The organism is Streptomyces gobitricini (genome assembly GCF_039532985.1).
GTDB classification, from domain to species: Bacteria; Actinomycetota; Actinomycetes; order Streptomycetales; family Streptomycetaceae; genus Streptomyces; species Streptomyces gobitricini.
Genome location: NZ_BAAASR010000030.1, coordinates 23,716 through 38,183, shown reverse-complemented (window position 1 = coordinate 38,183; position 14,468 = coordinate 23,716). Strand labels below are relative to the sequence as shown.

General features: G+C 72.7%; 19 protein-coding genes. 5 read left to right on the top strand and 14 right to left on the bottom strand.

All coding sequences use genetic code 11. From position 1 onward, the window contains the following. Positions 1 to 96: 96 nt before the first annotated feature. The 9 genes from ABD347_RS24885 to ligD all read right to left on the bottom strand — a co-directional run bounded on the left by ABD347_RS24885 (position 97) and on the right by ligD (position 4,608). Positions 97 to 372 carry a gas vesicle protein K gene (locus tag ABD347_RS24885; protein WP_344365240.1) on the bottom strand — a complete coding sequence of 92 codons (276 nt, stop codon included), beginning with the start codon at positions 370 to 372 and terminating at the stop codon, positions 97 to 99. Further along, the gene (locus ABD347_RS24880; RefSeq protein ID WP_344365238.1) at positions 369 to 596 is read right to left on the bottom strand and encodes a gas vesicle protein; all 228 of its coding nucleotides are present in this window, start codon (positions 594 to 596) and stop codon (positions 369 to 371) included. Before ABD347_RS24880 ends, ABD347_RS24885 begins: the two co-directional genes overlap by 4 nt. Further along, positions 593 to 1,495, bottom strand: coding sequence for a GvpL/GvpF family gas vesicle protein (locus ABD347_RS24875; protein ID WP_344365236.1), 903 nt, complete (start codon positions 1,493 to 1,495; stop codon positions 593 to 595). Before ABD347_RS24875 ends, ABD347_RS24880 begins: the two co-directional genes overlap by 4 nt. Next, positions 1,492 to 1,812, bottom strand: a complete 321-nt coding sequence (locus tag ABD347_RS24870; RefSeq protein WP_344365233.1) for a gas vesicle protein — start codon at positions 1,810 to 1,812, stop codon at positions 1,492 to 1,494. The genes ABD347_RS24875 and ABD347_RS24870 overlap by 4 nt, the downstream gene beginning before the upstream one ends. Then, complete coding sequence (locus tag ABD347_RS24865; protein WP_344365230.1) at positions 1,809 to 2,045, bottom strand: gas vesicle protein GvpG; 237 nt, start codon at positions 2,043 to 2,045, stop codon at positions 1,809 to 1,811. Before ABD347_RS24865 ends, ABD347_RS24870 begins: the two co-directional genes overlap by 4 nt. A gap of 40 nt (positions 2,046 to 2,085) precedes the next feature. After that, the gene (locus ABD347_RS24860; protein WP_344365228.1) at positions 2,086 to 2,802 is read right to left on the bottom strand and encodes a GvpL/GvpF family gas vesicle protein; all 717 of its coding nucleotides are present in this window, start codon (positions 2,800 to 2,802) and stop codon (positions 2,086 to 2,088) included. Continuing rightward, positions 2,799 to 3,197 (bottom strand): gas vesicle structural protein GvpA, encoded by a 399-nt coding sequence (locus ABD347_RS24855; RefSeq protein ID WP_344365226.1) that lies wholly within the window; start codon positions 3,195 to 3,197, stop codon positions 2,799 to 2,801. Before ABD347_RS24855 ends, ABD347_RS24860 begins: the two co-directional genes overlap by 4 nt. A gap of 18 nt (positions 3,198 to 3,215) precedes the next feature. Then, positions 3,216 to 3,602, bottom strand: coding sequence for a gas vesicle protein GvpO (locus ABD347_RS24850; protein ID WP_344365223.1), 387 nt, complete (start codon positions 3,600 to 3,602; stop codon positions 3,216 to 3,218). 67 nt (positions 3,603 to 3,669) lie between these two features. Beyond that, positions 3,670 to 4,608 carry a non-homologous end-joining DNA ligase gene (gene ligD / locus ABD347_RS24845; RefSeq protein WP_344365220.1) on the bottom strand — a complete coding sequence of 313 codons (939 nt, stop codon included), beginning with the start codon at positions 4,606 to 4,608 and terminating at the stop codon, positions 3,670 to 3,672. A gap of 84 nt (positions 4,609 to 4,692) precedes the next feature. Between ligD and ABD347_RS24840 the strand changes: the two genes are divergently transcribed. Further along, positions 4,693 to 5,244 carry a GNAT family N-acetyltransferase gene (locus ABD347_RS24840; RefSeq protein ID WP_344365218.1) on the top strand — a complete coding sequence of 184 codons (552 nt, stop codon included), beginning with the start codon at positions 4,693 to 4,695 and terminating at the stop codon, positions 5,242 to 5,244. 129 nt (positions 5,245 to 5,373) lie between these two features. Here ABD347_RS24840 and ABD347_RS24835 read toward each other — a convergent pair whose 3' ends face one another. Together ABD347_RS24835 and ABD347_RS24830 are read right to left on the bottom strand one after the other, a co-directional pair. Then, on the bottom strand, positions 5,374 to 7,248 hold the full coding sequence (locus tag ABD347_RS24835) for a transketolase (protein ID WP_344365216.1): 1,875 nt from the start codon (positions 7,246 to 7,248) through the stop codon (positions 5,374 to 5,376). A gap of 1 nt (position 7,249) precedes the next feature. Further along, the gene (locus ABD347_RS24830; RefSeq protein ID WP_344365450.1) at positions 7,250 to 8,587 is read right to left on the bottom strand and encodes an NAD(P)/FAD-dependent oxidoreductase; all 1,338 of its coding nucleotides are present in this window, start codon (positions 8,585 to 8,587) and stop codon (positions 7,250 to 7,252) included. A 366-nt stretch (positions 8,588 to 8,953) separates the two neighbouring features. Here ABD347_RS24830 and ABD347_RS24825 point away from each other — a divergent pair, with 366 nt between their 5' ends. The 3 genes from ABD347_RS24825 (at position 8,954) to ABD347_RS24815 (ending at position 10,617) form a co-directional block, all read left to right on the top strand. After that, entirely contained in the window at positions 8,954 to 9,760 is an 807-nt protein-coding gene (locus ABD347_RS24825) for a methyltransferase domain-containing protein (RefSeq protein ID WP_344365213.1), read from the top strand. Positions 9,761 to 9,858: 98 nt separating this feature from the next. After that, positions 9,859 to 10,206 carry a VOC family protein gene (locus ABD347_RS24820; RefSeq protein ID WP_344365211.1) on the top strand — a complete coding sequence of 116 codons (348 nt, stop codon included), beginning with the start codon at positions 9,859 to 9,861 and terminating at the stop codon, positions 10,204 to 10,206. A gap of 237 nt (positions 10,207 to 10,443) precedes the next feature. Then, positions 10,444 to 10,617 (top strand): CsbD family protein, encoded by a 174-nt coding sequence (locus ABD347_RS24815; RefSeq protein ID WP_344365448.1) that lies wholly within the window; start codon positions 10,444 to 10,446, stop codon positions 10,615 to 10,617. Positions 10,618 to 10,671: 54 nt separating this feature from the next. Here ABD347_RS24815 and ABD347_RS24810 read toward each other — a convergent pair whose 3' ends face one another. The 3 genes from ABD347_RS24810 to ABD347_RS24800 form a co-directional block, all read right to left on the bottom strand. Continuing rightward, a complete protein-coding gene (locus ABD347_RS24810; RefSeq protein ID WP_344365208.1) occupies positions 10,672 to 11,265 on the bottom strand; it encodes a GNAT family N-acetyltransferase in 594 nt (197 codons plus the stop codon). Positions 11,266 to 11,286: 21 nt separating this feature from the next. Continuing rightward, positions 11,287 to 11,634 (bottom strand): hypothetical protein, encoded by a 348-nt coding sequence (locus ABD347_RS24805; RefSeq protein WP_344365205.1) that lies wholly within the window; start codon positions 11,632 to 11,634, stop codon positions 11,287 to 11,289. Positions 11,635 to 11,743: 109 nt separating this feature from the next. After that, positions 11,744 to 13,207: an MFS transporter gene (locus ABD347_RS24800; RefSeq protein ID WP_344365202.1), complete on the bottom strand. Its 1,464-nt coding sequence runs from the start codon at positions 13,205 to 13,207 to the stop codon at positions 11,744 to 11,746. A 234-nt stretch (positions 13,208 to 13,441) separates the two neighbouring features. On the opposite strand from ABD347_RS24800, the gene ABD347_RS24795 reads away from it, so the two are divergent. Next, positions 13,442 to 14,200 (top strand): GntR family transcriptional regulator, encoded by a 759-nt coding sequence (locus tag ABD347_RS24795; RefSeq protein ID WP_344365446.1) that lies wholly within the window; start codon positions 13,442 to 13,444, stop codon positions 14,198 to 14,200. Positions 14,201 to 14,468: the final 268 nt, after the last annotated feature.

Here is a 14,468-nt window from a genome sequence, read left to right as displayed (position 1 = left end):
CGAGGGTGATGATCTGCTGATCCGGCCGCCCGGCCGTGGTGGTGAGGAGCGACGCGCGCGAAGTTCCCCCGGTCGTACGGGTGGCGCCCGCCGGTTTCAGAGGAGCGGCCCGAGCGGCCCGAGGTCGAGGTTGAGGTCCTCCGGCTCGAGTCCGAATCGCGTCCGCAGGAGTTCCATGCGGTCCTCCAGCAGCATCAGCGTCAGACCGATCCGCTCCTCCTGCTCCTCGGTCAGGTCACCGCCCTCGACCCGCCGCAGCGCCTGCCGCTCCATGAGCTGCCGCAGCAGTTCCACGACCGTCAGGACGAGCCGCGCGAGGTCGCGTTCCACGGTGTCGGGATCGAGCTCCACCTTGCGGCGCGACGCGGTCATGGGCCCACCTCCCCGCCGGGCCCGAAGGGCGAGGGGACGTCCTCGCTCACCGAGCTGATGAGCGCCTTGAGGTCGACGCGTACGAGGTCGACGTCGGCGATCCGGAGGGTCAGGTCCCCGCTGAGGACCACGCCGCCCGCCAGGAGCCGGTCCAGCAGGTCGACCAGGGCGATCCGGCGTTCGGCCAGGGGCTCCGGGGCCGCCCGTGCCACCGGGGCGGTCACCGGCCCGCCTCCTGCGGTGCGGGGACCTCCGGCGCGGACGCGGCGGCCTCCGGAGCCGGTGCGGCGGCCTCCGGCGCGGACGCGGCGGCCTCCGGAGCCGGTGCGGGGACCTCCGGCGTGGAGGCCGGAACCTCCTCGTCGGCGATGCCGGCGAACGAGTACGGGGCCCAGGGCCCGGTGAGTTCGACGCGTACGCCCGGCTCGGACGCCGCCTCGACCAGCTCGACGAACTCCTCGCTTCGCGTGCGGTCCACCAGATAGGCGGCGTTGAGCACGTTGACGCCCGGGGCCCCGGAGAGCCGGGCGTCCTGCGGGCGGTGGACGGTGCCGGCCTCGGCGTAGCGGGACAGCTCGCCGTGCAGCCGGCGGCACAGGGCGTCGGCGCGCTGCCAGTCGCCGTCGCGGCTGCGGCGGGCGTGCAGCCGTCGGCGCAGGTAGTCCCGGCCGCTCGTCCCGCTCGTGGGCGTCTGCGGTTCCGCCTCCTCGGCGGCGCCGGGCTCCGCGTACACCTTGACGCCCCACTCGACCCGGCCGTCCAGGCGTTCCAGGGCCCGTGCGAAACGGTCGTGCCCCTCCTCCAGGAGGCGCCGCACGCCGCTGTCGTCGCGGCACACGGTCGCGAGCCGCAGCGGGATCGGGCAGGTCACCGTGGACAGGGCGGCGATCACGGCGTCGTGGGCGCGCGCGGTGTCGGCCAGCCAGTCGAGGTCCTCCAGCCGGGCGCGCAGCGGCGCCTCGTCGAAGTCCTCGGGCGGGACGGCGCCGGTGACGGCGACCAGGTCGCCGTGGCGCAGCAGCCGGGGCGGTTCGCCGCCGATCCCGTGGGCCCCCTCGGGCAGGACGCCTTCGAACGGTCGCGTGACGGCGTACACGTAACGCAGCCGGTCGGTGGTGCTCATGCGGTGCGTCCCTCCAGTTCGGCGATGCGGCGCTGCAGGTCGGCGTTCTCGCGGGCCAGTTCGCTGCCGCGGGCCCGGGAGGAGAGCGCCGGGTCGCTCTCCCACCAGTCGATGCCCATCTCCTTGGCCCGGTCGACGGAGGCGACGACGAGACGCAGCTTGATGGTCAGCAGCTCGATGTCCAGCAGGTTGATCTTGATGTCACCGGCGATGACGACGCCCTTGTCGAGGACGCGTTCGAGGATGTCTGCGAGGTTCGCGCTGCTGCCTTCGGAGGCGTACGGGCTGGGCAGGCCGCTGGGGCGTGGGGTGCTCATGTCTGTCTCGGGCCCTTCTCCAGGCGGTCGAGGAGCTCGTCCTCCCGGCGGTCGAATTCCTCTTCGTCGATCTCCCCCGCCTCAAGCAGCTGGTTGAGGCGGGAGAGTTCGCGTTGTACGGCGGCGGGGTCGTAGTACTGCCGCTCGGCCTCCGCCACCACTTGGCGCAGCACCCAGGCGGTGCCGCGCAGGGGCGCTGCCGGCAGCAGCAGCAGTTCTCCCAGCAGGCCCATGCTCGGTCCTTCCCTCGTCCGTCTGTCTGTCTGCCTGTCTCTACTCCACGAAGCTGTACGGCGGCAGCGGGCCGTTCACCTGGAGCACGAGGTGCTGCTGCCCCTGCTGGAGCTTGTCGATCGCGGCGACGAAGCCGTCGGCGCGGTCCCGCTCCACCAGGAAGGAGATGTTGGCCAGCCAGCCGCCGCTCTCCGGGCCGGGACGGACATCGGTGGCCTCGGTCTCCAGCGACTGCTGCACGAGCACCGCGTCGCTCGCCTCGCGCTGCTGGACGGCGGCCGCGACGCGTTCGCCGAGGGCCAGCTTCTGTTCGTAGGTGCCGCCTCCCGCCGCGCGGTTGGCCTCGCTGAGCTTGCGCAGCTCGGGGTTGTCGGCGAGCACCCGGTGCAGGACGGCTTCCTCGTCGTGGCTGGCCTTCACGTTGTACTCGACCTTGTCGTCGAGGGCCCGCAGCCGCTCCAGGTAGTGCTCCTCGCGGTCGCCGAGGACGGCGAGGACGGCGTCGTCGTCGGGTGAGACGCCGCCGAACCGCATGGGCAGGACCGCGCCGGCCGCGCCCGCCTCGGCGAGGACGTTCTGGTGGGCCATCAGGTCGCGCCGCTTGGGCCTGAGGTCCTCGGGCGCGTCGCTGACGAGTGCGGCGAGGGCGCCGTGCTTGAGGACGCGGACGGGCTGCGGCGGCTCGCCGATGCCGCCCATCTTCTCGGGGAGGCCGGGGTGTGAGCTCCGCGCGATCCCGTAGACGTACGTGCTCACTCCGTTTCCTCCTTCTTACGGGACGACGTGCGGCCGGACGTGCCGCTGGGCGAGCCCTTGAGGGCGTCCGAGATGGTTTCGGCGGCGCCGGAGAGCGCTCCCTTTGACTTGCCGCGGGCGCCGGACTCGGTCATCTCGCCGACCAGGTCGGGCAGGCCGGGGTCCTTGCGGGGGCCGGCCTCCAGGTCGAGGCGGTTGCAGGCCTCGGCGAAGCGGAGGTAGGTGTCGACGCTCGCGACGACGACCCGTACGTCGATCTTCAGGATCTCGATACCGACCAGGGACACGCGGACGAACGCGTCGATGACGAGCCCGCGGTCCAGGACGAGTTCGAGGACGTCGTACAGGCCGCTGGTGCCACCGCTTCCGCCTTGCTGTGCCGGAACAACGGTCATGGTGGGGTGCCTCCCTCCCTAGGAACGGTCGGACCTGCCGCGCTCATAGCGGCGGACGCGCCGGTAGCCACTGAGCTCGCCGTTCGCGTCGAGTTCGACCTCGTACGAGGCGAGCAGGCTCATCGTGTCGGGGACACGGGCCAGTTCGAGCACTTCGACGTTGAGCGTCCAGCCGTCCTCGGTGCGTTCGAACGACGACACCGACTCGGCTTCCATGCCGGTGAGTTCGGCGAGCTGAGCGCATGCGCCGCGCAACACCTGCATGGGGCCCGGCGACTGTTCCTGGGGCTGTTGTTGTGCCCGGGCGCTTTTCGCCCGGGCGCTGGTGTTCTCGGTCTTCTCGGTGTCCTCTGATGCTTCTGATGTGTTCGATGCTTCTGATGTGTTCTCTGATGTGTTCGCCATGGGTGCCTCGCTCTCCTGGTTGCCGTGACGTGGATCCGCAAACCCTTGGCCCGTGCTCGGTGCCGGTTCAGCGCAGCGCGTCGAGCCGCCGCCGGGCCGGGCCGAGGGCACGCGGACGTGCGGCGGAGCCGTCCCAGGGGGCGCTGCGCGCCTGTTCGAGCACGGTGGCGATGGTCCAGCGACGGGCGTGGGTGGCCGGGTCGTCCAACTGGTCCCAGCGCAGCGGCGTGGCGACGGGGGCGCCGGGGCTGGCGCGCACGGAGTAGGGCGCGACGGCGGTCTGGGCGTACCCGTTGCGCTGGACGTCGAGGTAGAGGCGGTCGCCCCGGGCCTGTTTGCGTGGTGCGGTGGTGAGTTCGTCCGGGTGGGCGGCGGCGAGGGTCTCGGCGACGTCGTGCGCGAAGGCGCGGACCTCGTCGAAATCGCTGTGCCCGTCGAGAGGGACGATGACGTGCAGGCCCTTGGAGCCGGTGGTCATGAGGGTCGAGGGCAGCCTGAGCGTGTCGAGGAGTTCACCGAGGAGGTGTGCCGCTCGGCGTACGGCGTCGAAGTCGCCCTCGGGGGGCGTGCCCCCGCTGGAAGCCGAGGGAGGGTCGAGGTCGAACACCATGCGGTCCGGCGACTCCAGGCGGCCGGTCTTCGACTGCCAGCGGTGCAGCGTGACACACGCCTGGTCGGCGAGGTGGACCAGTGTGGCGGTGTCGTCGCACACCGTGTGGGTGACGGTGCCGCCCTCCTTGGCCACCTCGGCACGGTGGACCCAGTCGGGGTAGCCGGCGGGCGTGTCCTTCTGCATGAAGCGGGGCCCGTCGATGCCGTCGGGTAGCCGTTCGAGCATCAGCGGCCTGCCGCGCAGGTGCGGCAGCATGAAGGACGCGACGGATCGGTAGTAGTCGGCGAGGTCCGCCTTGGTGATCCCGTCCTCGGGGAAGAGGACCTTGTCCGGGCGGTGGATGTCGACGGTCCGGCGGCCGGCTCGTACGGCCCTGGTGCTGCTCGTACTCATCGGGTGCGCCTACCCGGACGCTCCACGGCCACACGCCGGAATGCCGTTGCGGCGCGGCGGTGCGCGGGCGCAGGATCCGGTGCCATGAGTGTGTTGCTGGAAACGCCCCGGCTGGTGCTGCGCACGGTCACGGAGGACGACCTGGACGACGTGGTGGCACTCGACAACGACCCCCTGGTCATGCGGTACATCAACGGCGGCCGGCCCGTGTCGCGCGAGGAGGTGCGGGCCGGGGCGCTGCGGCGGCTGATGGGGCCGGGCTTCTGGGCCGCCGAGGAGCGCGGCACGGGTGAGTGGCTGGGCTGGTTCGCGCTGGAGCCGTCGGCGGTGGAGGGGGTGGTGGAACTCGGCTACCGGCTGCGCCGGTCGGCGTGGGGCCGGGGGTACGCGACCGAGGGCTCCGGGGCGCTGATCGACAAGGGCTTCCGGGAGCTGGGGGTGCGCCGGGTGACGGCGCAGACGATGACCGTCAACGCGGGCTCGCGCCGGGTGCTGGAGAAGTGCGGGCTGACGTACGTCCGGACGTTCTTCGAGCAGTGGCCGGAGGTGATCGACGGCTCCGAGCACGGGGACGTGGAGTACGCCCTGACCCGGGAGGCCTGGTCGCGGACACGTGCCGCGCGCTCGGCCCGGTGACCCCGGCCCGCCGCCCCGGCCCCGCCCCGCTCCGACCGGGTCGGGGCGGGTCGGGGCGGGTCGGGGCCGTGACGCCGCGGCCACGGCCGGGGCGGGGGCCCGGCCCGGACACAGGCGCGGGAGGGGCGCTCACGGTGCGAGGACGCGCTCCACGAGCAGTTGCACGGCCGCCACGATCGCGTCGGCGTCGATGCCCGCCTTCCGCAGCTGCTCCTCGGGGGTCGCCGAGGCCGGCATGTCCCGGACCGCGAGGCGCGCCATGCGCGGGGCGGGGCGCCCGTCGGAGAAGGCCTCCGCGACGGCGTCGCCCAGGCCGCCCTCGGGATGGTGGTCCTCCACCGTCAGGAGACAGCCGGTGGCGCCGGCCGCGTCGTTCAGCGTGTCGGTGTCCACCGGCTTCACCGAGTACAGGTCGATGACCCTGACCGGGATGCCGTGGTCGTCCAGCAGGTCGGCCGCCTTCAGCGCCTCGTGCAGCGTGACCCCGGCGGCGACGATCGTGGCCTTGTCGTCGTCCCCGTGGCTGCGCAGCACCTTGCTGCCGCCCACCGGGAACGTCTCGTCCGGCCCGTACAGCACCGGCATGTCGCTGCGCGAGGTGCGCAGGTAGCGGACCCCCTTGAGGTCGGCCATCGTCGCCACCAGCTTGGCGGTCTGGTTGGCGTCGCACGGGTACAGCACGGTGCTGTCGTGCACCGCCCGGAACATGGCCAGGTCCTCCAGGCCCATCTGGGACGGCCCGTCCTGACCGATGGCCACCCCCGCGTGGGAGCCGACGAGGTTGATCCCCGCGCGGCTGACGGCCGCCATGCGGACGAAGTCGTACGCCCTGGTCAGGAAGGCCGCGAAGGACGACGCATAGGGGACGTAGCCGCGCGTCTGGAGACCCACGGCGGCGGCCACGAGCTGCTGCTCGGCGATGTAGCACTCGAAGTACCGGTCGGGGTGGGCCTCCGCGAAGAACTCGGTCCGGGTCGAGTCGCTGACCTCGGCGTCCAGCGCCACGACGTCGGCGCGTGCGGAACCGAGTGCCTCCAGGGCGTGCCCGTAGGCGGTGCGGGTGGCGACGGCGTCGCCCACGTCGAAGCGCGGCAGTTCGGGTTCCGGCGACTCGCTTCGGCCGTTGCCGCCGTCCGAGACGGAGGTTTTCCGTCCGGTCGCCTCCGGGGGCTTCTGGACGTCGACGTGGAGGGGGCGAGGGCCGCCCAGCTCGGTGATCGCGGCCTCGGCGTCCTTGACGGGCTTGCCGTGGAAGCCCTCCAGGTCCTCGACGGCGGCGACACCGCGCCCCTTGTGGGTGGCGGCGATGATCGCGGTCGGCTGCCGGATCGTGGAGCGGGCCTCGGCGAACGCCCGGTCGACGGCTTCCACGTCGTGCCCGTCGACCTCGATGGTGTGCCAGCCGAAGGCGTGCAGCCGCCGTTCGTAGGCGGCCAGGTCGTTCTCGTGGCGGGTCGGGCCGCGCTGTCCGAGCCGGTTGACGTCGATGATCAGGGTGAGGTTGTCGAGGTGGTTGTACGCGGCGTGCTCGACGGCCTCCCAGACCGAGCCCTCCGCCATCTCGCTGTCGCCGGACAGGACGTAGACGTGGTAGGGGACGTCGTCGAGCCGCTTGCCCGCGAGCGCGATGCCCACGCCGACGGGCAGCCCCTGGCCGAGGGAGCCGGTTGCGACGTCCACCCAGGGCAGCCGGGGGGTGGGGTGCCCTTCGAGGCGGCTGCCGAGCTTGCGGAAGGTGAGCAGTTCGTCGTCGTCGATCGCCCCGGCCGCTTTGTACATGGCGTACAGCAGCGGGGACGCGTGTCCCTTGGACAGCACGAGCCGGTCGTTGCCGGGGTGCTCGGGGTGGTCGAAGTCGAACCTCAGGTGGTGGGCGAGGAGGACGGCTCCGATGTCGGCAGCCGACATGGACGACGTGGGGTGCCCGGAGCCGGCGGCGTCGGCGGCGCGTACCGCGTCGACGCGCAGCTGCTGGCCGAGGGTGGCGAGTTCCTGGTAGTGCATGTCACTCCTTGCCGTTCTTGCCGCCACGGGTGCCGGGGGCTCCGCCGGGTCCGGCCGGGATGCGGGCCAGTTCGGGCGAGGCGGTGTCGAGGGGTACCTGCCAGGAGCGCAGCAGGCCGAGTTGGACGGCCTGCCGCGGCAGGGCCGCGTCCAGCAGCCAGTCGGCGGCGACCCGCACCCGGTTGCCGGGCATCGCGGCCAGGTGGTAGCCGCGGGTCACGGCACCGGCGACCGGGCCGGACAGCTTCACGCCCATCGGGTTGGCGGCCGCCTTGACCCCGCCGAGGTCCACGGCGAAGCCCAGGTCGTTGTGCTTGTACGGGACCGCCTCGCCGTGCCCGAGGGACGCGGCGACGTTGCGGGCGGCGACCTTGCCCTGCCTGGCCGCGTGCTGGGCCGTCATGGGCGTGTACTCGCCGGGCCGGGTCAGGTCCGGTACGGCGGCGGCGTCACCGCACGCGAAGACGTCGGGGTGGCCGGGGACGCCGAGCTGCGGGGTCACGACCAGGCGGCCGCGTTCGACGGGCAGGCCCAGTTCGGAGACGAGCGGGTCGGGGCGTACGCCGACGCACCAGATCAGCGACCTCGTCTCCACGAACTCGCCGTCGTCCAGCAGCACCCCGTCGGCCGTGGACTCCTTGACGGACGTCTTGGTGCGCACGTCGACGCCCCGGCCGCGCAGCACCTCGTCGGCGGTGCGGGAGAGCTTCTCGTCGAGGCCGGGCAGGACCCGGTCGGCGACGTCGAGGAGCATCCAGCGGGGCTTCAGCCCGGCGGGCCAGGCGGCCTGCTTGGCGACGAGGGCGTCGGTGAACATCTTGCCGTGCGCGGCCAGTTCCGTACCGGTGTAGCCGGCGCCGACGACCACGAAGGTGCAGCGGGAGGTGCAGTCGGCGGGGTTCCCGGCGGCGGAGGCCAGCTCGATCTGGCGTGTGATGTGGTCGCGCAGGTACAGCGCCTCGGGCAGGCCGCGGAAGCCGGTGGCGTTCTCGGCGACGCCGGGGATGGGCAGGAGCTTGCTGACGCTGCCGACGGCGAGGACGAGCCGGTCGTAGGTGAGCGTGCCCTCGGTGCCCTCGGGGTCGGTGTAGTGGACCGCGCGCCCGTCGAGGTCGACGTGGTCGGCCTGGCCGAGCACCAGCCGTACGTGGCGGAGGGTGCCGGGCAGCGACACGGTGACCCGGCGCGGTTCCAGCACACCGGCGGTGACCTGGGGCAGCAGCGGGAGGTACAGGAAGTAGTCGGTCGGGTTCAGCAGCACGATCTCGGCCTGGCCGCGCAGGCTGCGGGAGAGGTGGCGCGCGGTCTGGTATCCGGCGAAGCCGGCCCCGACGATCACGACGCGCGGCAGGGCGCGGGAGCCGTCGGGGCGGCCGGAGCGGCCGGAGGGGCCGGGGAACGGGCCGGACGAGCTGACGGACGGGGTCACAGGGCCTCCAGCGTCATGTCTGCGTGCGTGCACAGCCGCGTGATGCGGACGGACCTTCCCGGTGCCCCGGAGGCTGTCCCCCAAACGCGGCATACCGGTCGCGGGCCGGGCGTGCGGCCCCTTCCGGCACCGTCGGCGGGGCGGCACGCCGCGTCCGCCCGCGGGCTCGCCGCCACCGCGGCCAGCATCCCAACATTCGAGATGGCCATATCAGAATATGACACGCCCGCGTACGCTGACCGCACCAACCGCCCGGCGACCAGGGGGAGTACGGCGATGACTGACGCTGTCTACACACATGGGCACCATGAATCGGTACTGCGCTCGCACCGCTGGCGGACGGCCGCCAACTCCGCGGCGTACCTGCTCGGTGAGGTGCGCCCGGGGCTGGAGGTCCTGGACGTGGGCTGCGGCCCCGGCACCATCACGGCGGACCTGGCCGCGCTCGTCGCCCCGGGCGGCCGGGTCACGGCGGTCGACGCGGCCGGTGACGTACTGGAACAGGCCCGCGCCACCGCCCGTGAGCGCGGCCTGGACAACATCCGTTTCGGGGTGGCCGACGTCCACGCCCTGGACTTCCCGGACGACTCGTTCGACGTGGTCCACGCCCACCAGGTGCTCCAGCACGTGGGCGACCCGGTGCGGGCGCTGCGGGAGATGCGGCGGGTGTGCCGCCCCGGAGGCGTCGTCGCCGCACGCGACAGTGACTACGCGGCGTTCGCCTGGTTCCCCGAGGTGCCGGCCATGGACGACTGGCTGGAGCTCTACCGGCGGGTGGCGCGCGCCAACGGCGGCGAACCGGACGCGGGCCGCCGACTGCTGTCCTGGGCCCGGTCGGCCGGGTTCACCGACATCACCGCCACCGCGGCCACCTGGTGCTACGCCACCCCGGGGGAGCGCGCCTGGTGGAGCGGTCTGTGGGCGGACCGTACGACCGCCTCGGGGTACGCCGCGCTCGCGGTCGACGGCGGACACGCGACCGAGCGGCAGCTGGCCGCTGTCGCCGAGGGCTGGCGGGAGTGGGGGCGCCAGGAGGACGGCTGGTTCCTGGTGCCGCACGGCGAGGTGCTGTGCCGGGTGTGACGTCCGGCCGGGTTCCCGGTTCCGGTCGCCCGGCTTCCACCGGTTGACTGCGGCCGAATGGATCTCGTGGCCCGGCGCCGTCAACTACCCTCGCCGGTATGGAGATCCTCGGCACCACGCTGCGCGTCTGCGTCGACGACCTGGAGACCTCGGTGGTCTTCTACGAACGGCTCACCGGCAGCCGCGCGCTCCGCTTCGAGCGCGGCGGCGTGTCCGTGGCGGCCATCGGCTGCTTCCTGTTGATGAGCGGCCCCGAGGCCGAACTGGAGATCCTTCGCAAGGTGGCGGCGACGATCGCGGTCGAGGACGTGGACGCCGCCCACACGACGCTCAGCGAAGCGGGCGCCAGGGTGCTGGCGGGCCCCGTGCCGACGCCCGCCGGGCGCAATCTGATCGCGGTCCATCCCGACGGATCGGTCTTCGAGTACGTCGATCAGCGGCGCTGACGCCGCTGCCCGGGACATCCGTCCGCCTTCCCCGGATGCCGGTGTCGGCACCGGTACCGGGACCGGGAACCGGTACCGGGAGCACCCCTCCCGCCGGTAGACACTTCTAACCGTACATACCTCCAATATGACCATTCCTGCCGATTGCCCGGTTTCCTGGTGGGTAGGGACCGTTCGTGGGGTGAGTTCCGCATCGGCGCCCCGCCGCTGCGAGCGACCGCCCAGGAGGTGACGCACATGGCCGCGGGCAAGAAGGCCAAGAACGTGGCGCGAACCGCCAAGGGCAAGGCCAAGGAGTCCACCGGCAGGGCGGTCGGCAACGAGCGCCTTGAGGCGGAGGGGCGGGTCGAACAGGCCAAGGGCGACGCCAAGCAGGCGGTGGAGAAGGGCAAGGACGCCTTCAAGCACTGACCGCCGGTTCGGGAGGCCGCGGGTGACACGGTCATCCGCGGCCTCCCGTTCTCCTCACGCCGGACTCCGTCCTCCGCGCCCCCGGGGCCGGTCGACCGTGGGCGTGTCGGCGGTGATCGCCCAGCGTTCGTGGTCACGCCAGGCGCCGTCGACGAAGATGAACGCCGGGGAGAAGCCCTCCAGGCGGAACCCGGCACGGCGGACGAGAGCGAGTGAGGCCTCGTTGCGGGGCTGGATGTTGGCCTCCAGCCGGTGCAGACCGAGCGGCCCGAAAGCGCGGCGGAGGACGAGGGTGAGCCCCGCGCCCATCAGACCGCGGCCGGCCGCGTGGGCGAAGGCGCCGTAGCCGAGGGTGCCGCTGAGGAAGCCGCCGCGGACGATGTTGTTGATGTTGATGTACCCGGCGATCGCGCCGCCCGCCTCCTTCTCGCACACCAGGAGCGGCTCGCAGTCCGGACTCCCGATGCGGACGCGGGCGTAAGCGGCGTACGCCTCGGCGGTGTCCGGCGGGAAGAGCCACGGCCGGTGCAGGTCCCGGCTCTCACGCGCCCGGGCGGTGAACTCCTCGCCGTCGTCGTACGTGAAGTGCCGGATGCCGACGCGCGGGCCTTCCGCCAGGTACCGGGGGCGGGGGCGGGTCGCGGACATCGAGTCAGGGTAACGAGGGCGTCAGCGGTCGTTCGCCCGCCGGGTCGCCGGGCTCCCGCCCGGGCACTTCTCCCCCTTCTTCATCACGTCGACGGAGAGCGTGCGATCGCCGATGTCCATGCCGGGGGCGGGGTGCTGTGAGCAGACCTTCCAGTTCGCCGGCCACAGCACCGTACGGCCGTAGCCGCTGGCGTCCCGTACCTCGACCTTGGTGCCGGGGTCCGTCGTGCGGAAGACGGTCATGAGCCCCTTGCCGGTGAAGTCCGGAAGCGGCGGGCCGGCCGCCGCCACCGCCGGGGTCCCGCCGACGGCTCCCACGGCCGTCAGGGCGAGCGTCAGTCCCGCCGTCACTGTGGCCGCACGCTTCACTTTCGCCTCCTGGATGCCCATACGCCGCCGCCCCCGGCCACCAGGATGTGCAGATCCCGGTCGCGCGGGGGCGGTGGGGCGGGCCGTACGGGTGAGGCCGGCCCTCCGGTCAGTGGTGGGCGACGACCGGCCGCGGCTCGTCCGCGTCGTCGGCGGTGTCGGCCGGGTCGGGGCGCTGGATGAGCAGCGCGGTGACGACACCGACGCCGAGCAGGGCGAGCGCGGCGTACATCGCGTGCTGGTAGCCGGCCCCGGTCACACCCTGGGCGTCGCTGCCCGCGGTGATCATGGCGGAGGCGAGGGCGATGCCGAGCGAGGCGCCGATGCCGAAGCAGGCCCCGTTGAGGCCGGAGAGCGAACCGGGCTTGTCCTTGGGTGCGGTGGTGACGGCGAGGCCGTTGAGACCGGTGAGCATGAAACCGCCGTACGTGATGCCGAGCGCGGCGAGCGCGGTGACCAGGATCCACTCGCTGTGCAGGAACAGCGTGGCGAAGACGAAGATCACGAAGTTGGCGACGGCACCGGTGACCACGATCGTGCGCCAGCCGATCTTCGGGCCGAGCCGCCCGGTCAGGGGCGCGGAGATCACGCCGATCAGCTGGATGGGGGTGAGGAAGAGGACCGCGGCGGTGACGGCGCTCAGCCCGAGGCCGACGCGGCTGTCCTGGGAGAACAGCGGGATGGTCAGCGCGATCGCGCCGAAGGCTCCACCGAGGGTGCAGACGGTGGTGAGCAGCAGGGGCCAGGCGCGGCGGGAGGCGAGGACGTCGAGGTCGATGACCGGGTTGGGGGCGCTCTTCTGCGAGGCGACGAAGAAGACGAGGGAGGCGAGGCCGCCGAGCAGGAAGCCGAGCGTGAGCGGTGACGTCCAGCCCCAGGCACCGCCCTGCGCGAGGCCGACCAGGATGCCGGTGAGGCCGAGGGCGAGGGCGGAGATGCCCCGGGAGTCGAAGCGGGCGCCGGCGTCCGTGGTGGGCGGGACGTCGGGGACGTACCGGCGTACGCCGAGCAGGCCGGCGACGGCGATCAGGGTCGAACAGACGAAGATGCCGCGGAAGCCGATGGTGTCGGCGATCTGGCCGCCCGCGATGGCGTCGACGCCGGCGAGACCGCCGTTGACGGCGGTGATGATACCGGCGGCCCTGCCGAAGCCGGCCGGGGTGAGCAGCTGGTTCAGGGTGAGGAAGGCCAGGGTGAACATCGCGGCGGAGATGCCCTGGAGGACGCGGCCGGCGATGAAGACCTCGATGGAGGGCGCGAAGACGCAGAGCAGGTTGCCGATGATCAGGACGATCGCGCAGACGATCATCATCGGCTTGCGGCCGCGCTGGTCGCTGAGGCGGGCGAGCGTGACCTGGCCGATGGCGGCCATCAGGAAGAAGAGGGTCTGCGACAGGCCGGCGGCGGCCGTGGTGGTACCGAGACGCTCGATGACATCGGGCAGGGCGGGGCTGAGCATGGTCGCGTTGATCTGGTAGCCGAGAACGGCCAGGACCATCGCCATCAGCATGGGTCCGCGGCCCGCGAGGTCGGATTCGGCTCCGGAACGTGTCCGGCCGAGCGAGATGGACATGTCGGCCCCTTTGCCTTGGATGTCATGTCGAGATCGGTAGAACGGCAGATCACCTGCCCTTGTCAGACAAGTGCTGCTGAGTCAGATTGAGATCTACGCGCGTAAACGTCAATACCCTGAGTCCAACTTTTCGAATTTCCGCAGCTCAGTGCCGCCGAATCGAGACCGATCCACCATTGCCCGGGCCCGCCGGTGGCCATAACTTGATGACAAGTGAGCCGAGGAGGGGCAGTGGTGGTCAGCAGCGCGGAACAGCGGAGACCCGTGGTGGTGCTGTACGAGCGGATCGTGGACGCCATCCACGCCGGCACCTACCCGCCCGGCTCGACCCTCCCCTCCGAGCCCAAGCTCGCCACCGAGCTGGGCGTGAGCCGCCCGGCGCTGCGCGAGGCCCTGCTGCTCCTTCAGGAGGACGGCCTGCTGTCGGTACGGCGCGGAGTCGGCCGGACCGTCGCCGACCGCCCGCCGCGGCGGGGGTTCGAGCACATCCAGCCCCTGGAGGAGCTGATCGGCGCGGGCGCCCCCGTCCGGGTACGCGCCCTGCTGCGTGCGGTGGAGGAGCCGACCGACTTCACCGCGCAGCACCTGCTCGCGGCCGCCCGTGCCCGGCTCCGGTTCTGGGAGTCGCTGCTGGCGGCGGACGGCACGGCGGCGGCGCTCAGCCAGGAGTGGGCGGCCGCCGAAGACGTCCTGGAGGCGGCCCACCCAGGTTTCGCCCGGGCGCTGGAGGCCGTCGCCGGCACCCCGGACGCCGCCCGCACGTCGATGCTCGCCGTCCTGGCCGGGGCCTCCCGCGGGGTGCCGCTGAGCGCGCACAGCAGCGTGACGGCGACGCTGGTCGGGCAGCGGCGCGGGGAGCAGCTGGGCCGGCCGGCCGACACCCCCGCCGTACTGATCACGCAGGTCGTCCGCGCCGGGGACACCCCGGTCATGGCGGCCAAGCACATGCTGCCGACGGGAGCGGCGGCCCTGCCGGTCCTCCAGTCGAACTGAGCCGGCGCGCGGGTCCGCGGAGGGAGACCCCACTGCCGCCGGGGACCCGCTGGGGGCGCGGGCGCCGCCGGAGGCATGGGCGCTGCGACCCCGCCGGGGGCCCGCTGGGGACCCGCCGGGAACCCGCTGGACGGCGTGGCGCCGCAGTTGCCGTGGAGGGCGGCGTCGAGGCTCAGCGGCTCACGGGCCCTGTACCGGCCGCGGTCCCGGCTGCGGTTTCCGGCTCCCGTACCGGCCCTCTCCCGCTGTCAGCTGCGTCACGGCGTAC

What these genes read in the sequence shown, in the direction of transcription:
- ABD347_RS24810 (WP_344365208.1), bottom strand. Translation starts at nt 11,265, where the DNA reads ATGTCCGCGACCCGCCCCCGCCCCCGGTACCTGGCGGAAGGCCCGCGC.
- ABD347_RS24870 (WP_344365233.1), bottom strand. Translation starts at nt 1,812, where the DNA reads ATGAGCACCCCACGCCCCAGCGGCCTGCCCAGCCCGTACGCCTCCGAA.
- ABD347_RS24885 (WP_344365240.1), bottom strand. Translation starts at nt 372, where the DNA reads ATGACCGCGTCGCGCCGCAAGGTGGAGCTCGATCCCGACACCGTGGAA.
- ABD347_RS24815 (WP_344365448.1), top strand. Translation starts at nt 10,444, where the DNA reads ATGGCCGCGGGCAAGAAGGCCAAGAACGTGGCGCGAACCGCCAAGGGC.
- ABD347_RS24850 (WP_344365223.1), bottom strand. Translation starts at nt 3,602, where the DNA reads ATGGCGAACACATCAGAGAACACATCAGAAGCATCGAACACATCAGAA.
- ABD347_RS24840 (WP_344365218.1), top strand. Translation starts at nt 4,693, where the DNA reads ATGAGTGTGTTGCTGGAAACGCCCCGGCTGGTGCTGCGCACGGTCACG.
- ABD347_RS24820 (WP_344365211.1), top strand. Translation starts at nt 9,859, where the DNA reads ATGGAGATCCTCGGCACCACGCTGCGCGTCTGCGTCGACGACCTGGAG.
- ABD347_RS24875 (WP_344365236.1), bottom strand. Translation starts at nt 1,495, where the DNA reads ATGAGCACCACCGACCGGCTGCGTTACGTGTACGCCGTCACGCGACCG.
- ABD347_RS24800 (WP_344365202.1), bottom strand. Translation starts at nt 13,207, where the DNA reads ATGTCCATCTCGCTCGGCCGGACACGTTCCGGAGCCGAATCCGACCTC.
- ABD347_RS24835 (WP_344365216.1), bottom strand. Translation starts at nt 7,248, where the DNA reads ATGCACTACCAGGAACTCGCCACCCTCGGCCAGCAGCTGCGCGTCGAC.
- ABD347_RS24865 (WP_344365230.1), bottom strand. Translation starts at nt 2,045, where the DNA reads ATGGGCCTGCTGGGAGAACTGCTGCTGCTGCCGGCAGCGCCCCTGCGC.
- ligD (WP_344365220.1), bottom strand. Translation starts at nt 4,608, where the DNA reads ATGAGTACGAGCAGCACCAGGGCCGTACGAGCCGGCCGCCGGACCGTC.
- ABD347_RS24825 (WP_344365213.1), top strand. Translation starts at nt 8,954, where the DNA reads ATGACTGACGCTGTCTACACACATGGGCACCATGAATCGGTACTGCGC.
- ABD347_RS24855 (WP_344365226.1), bottom strand. Translation starts at nt 3,197, where the DNA reads ATGACCGTTGTTCCGGCACAGCAAGGCGGAAGCGGTGGCACCAGCGGC.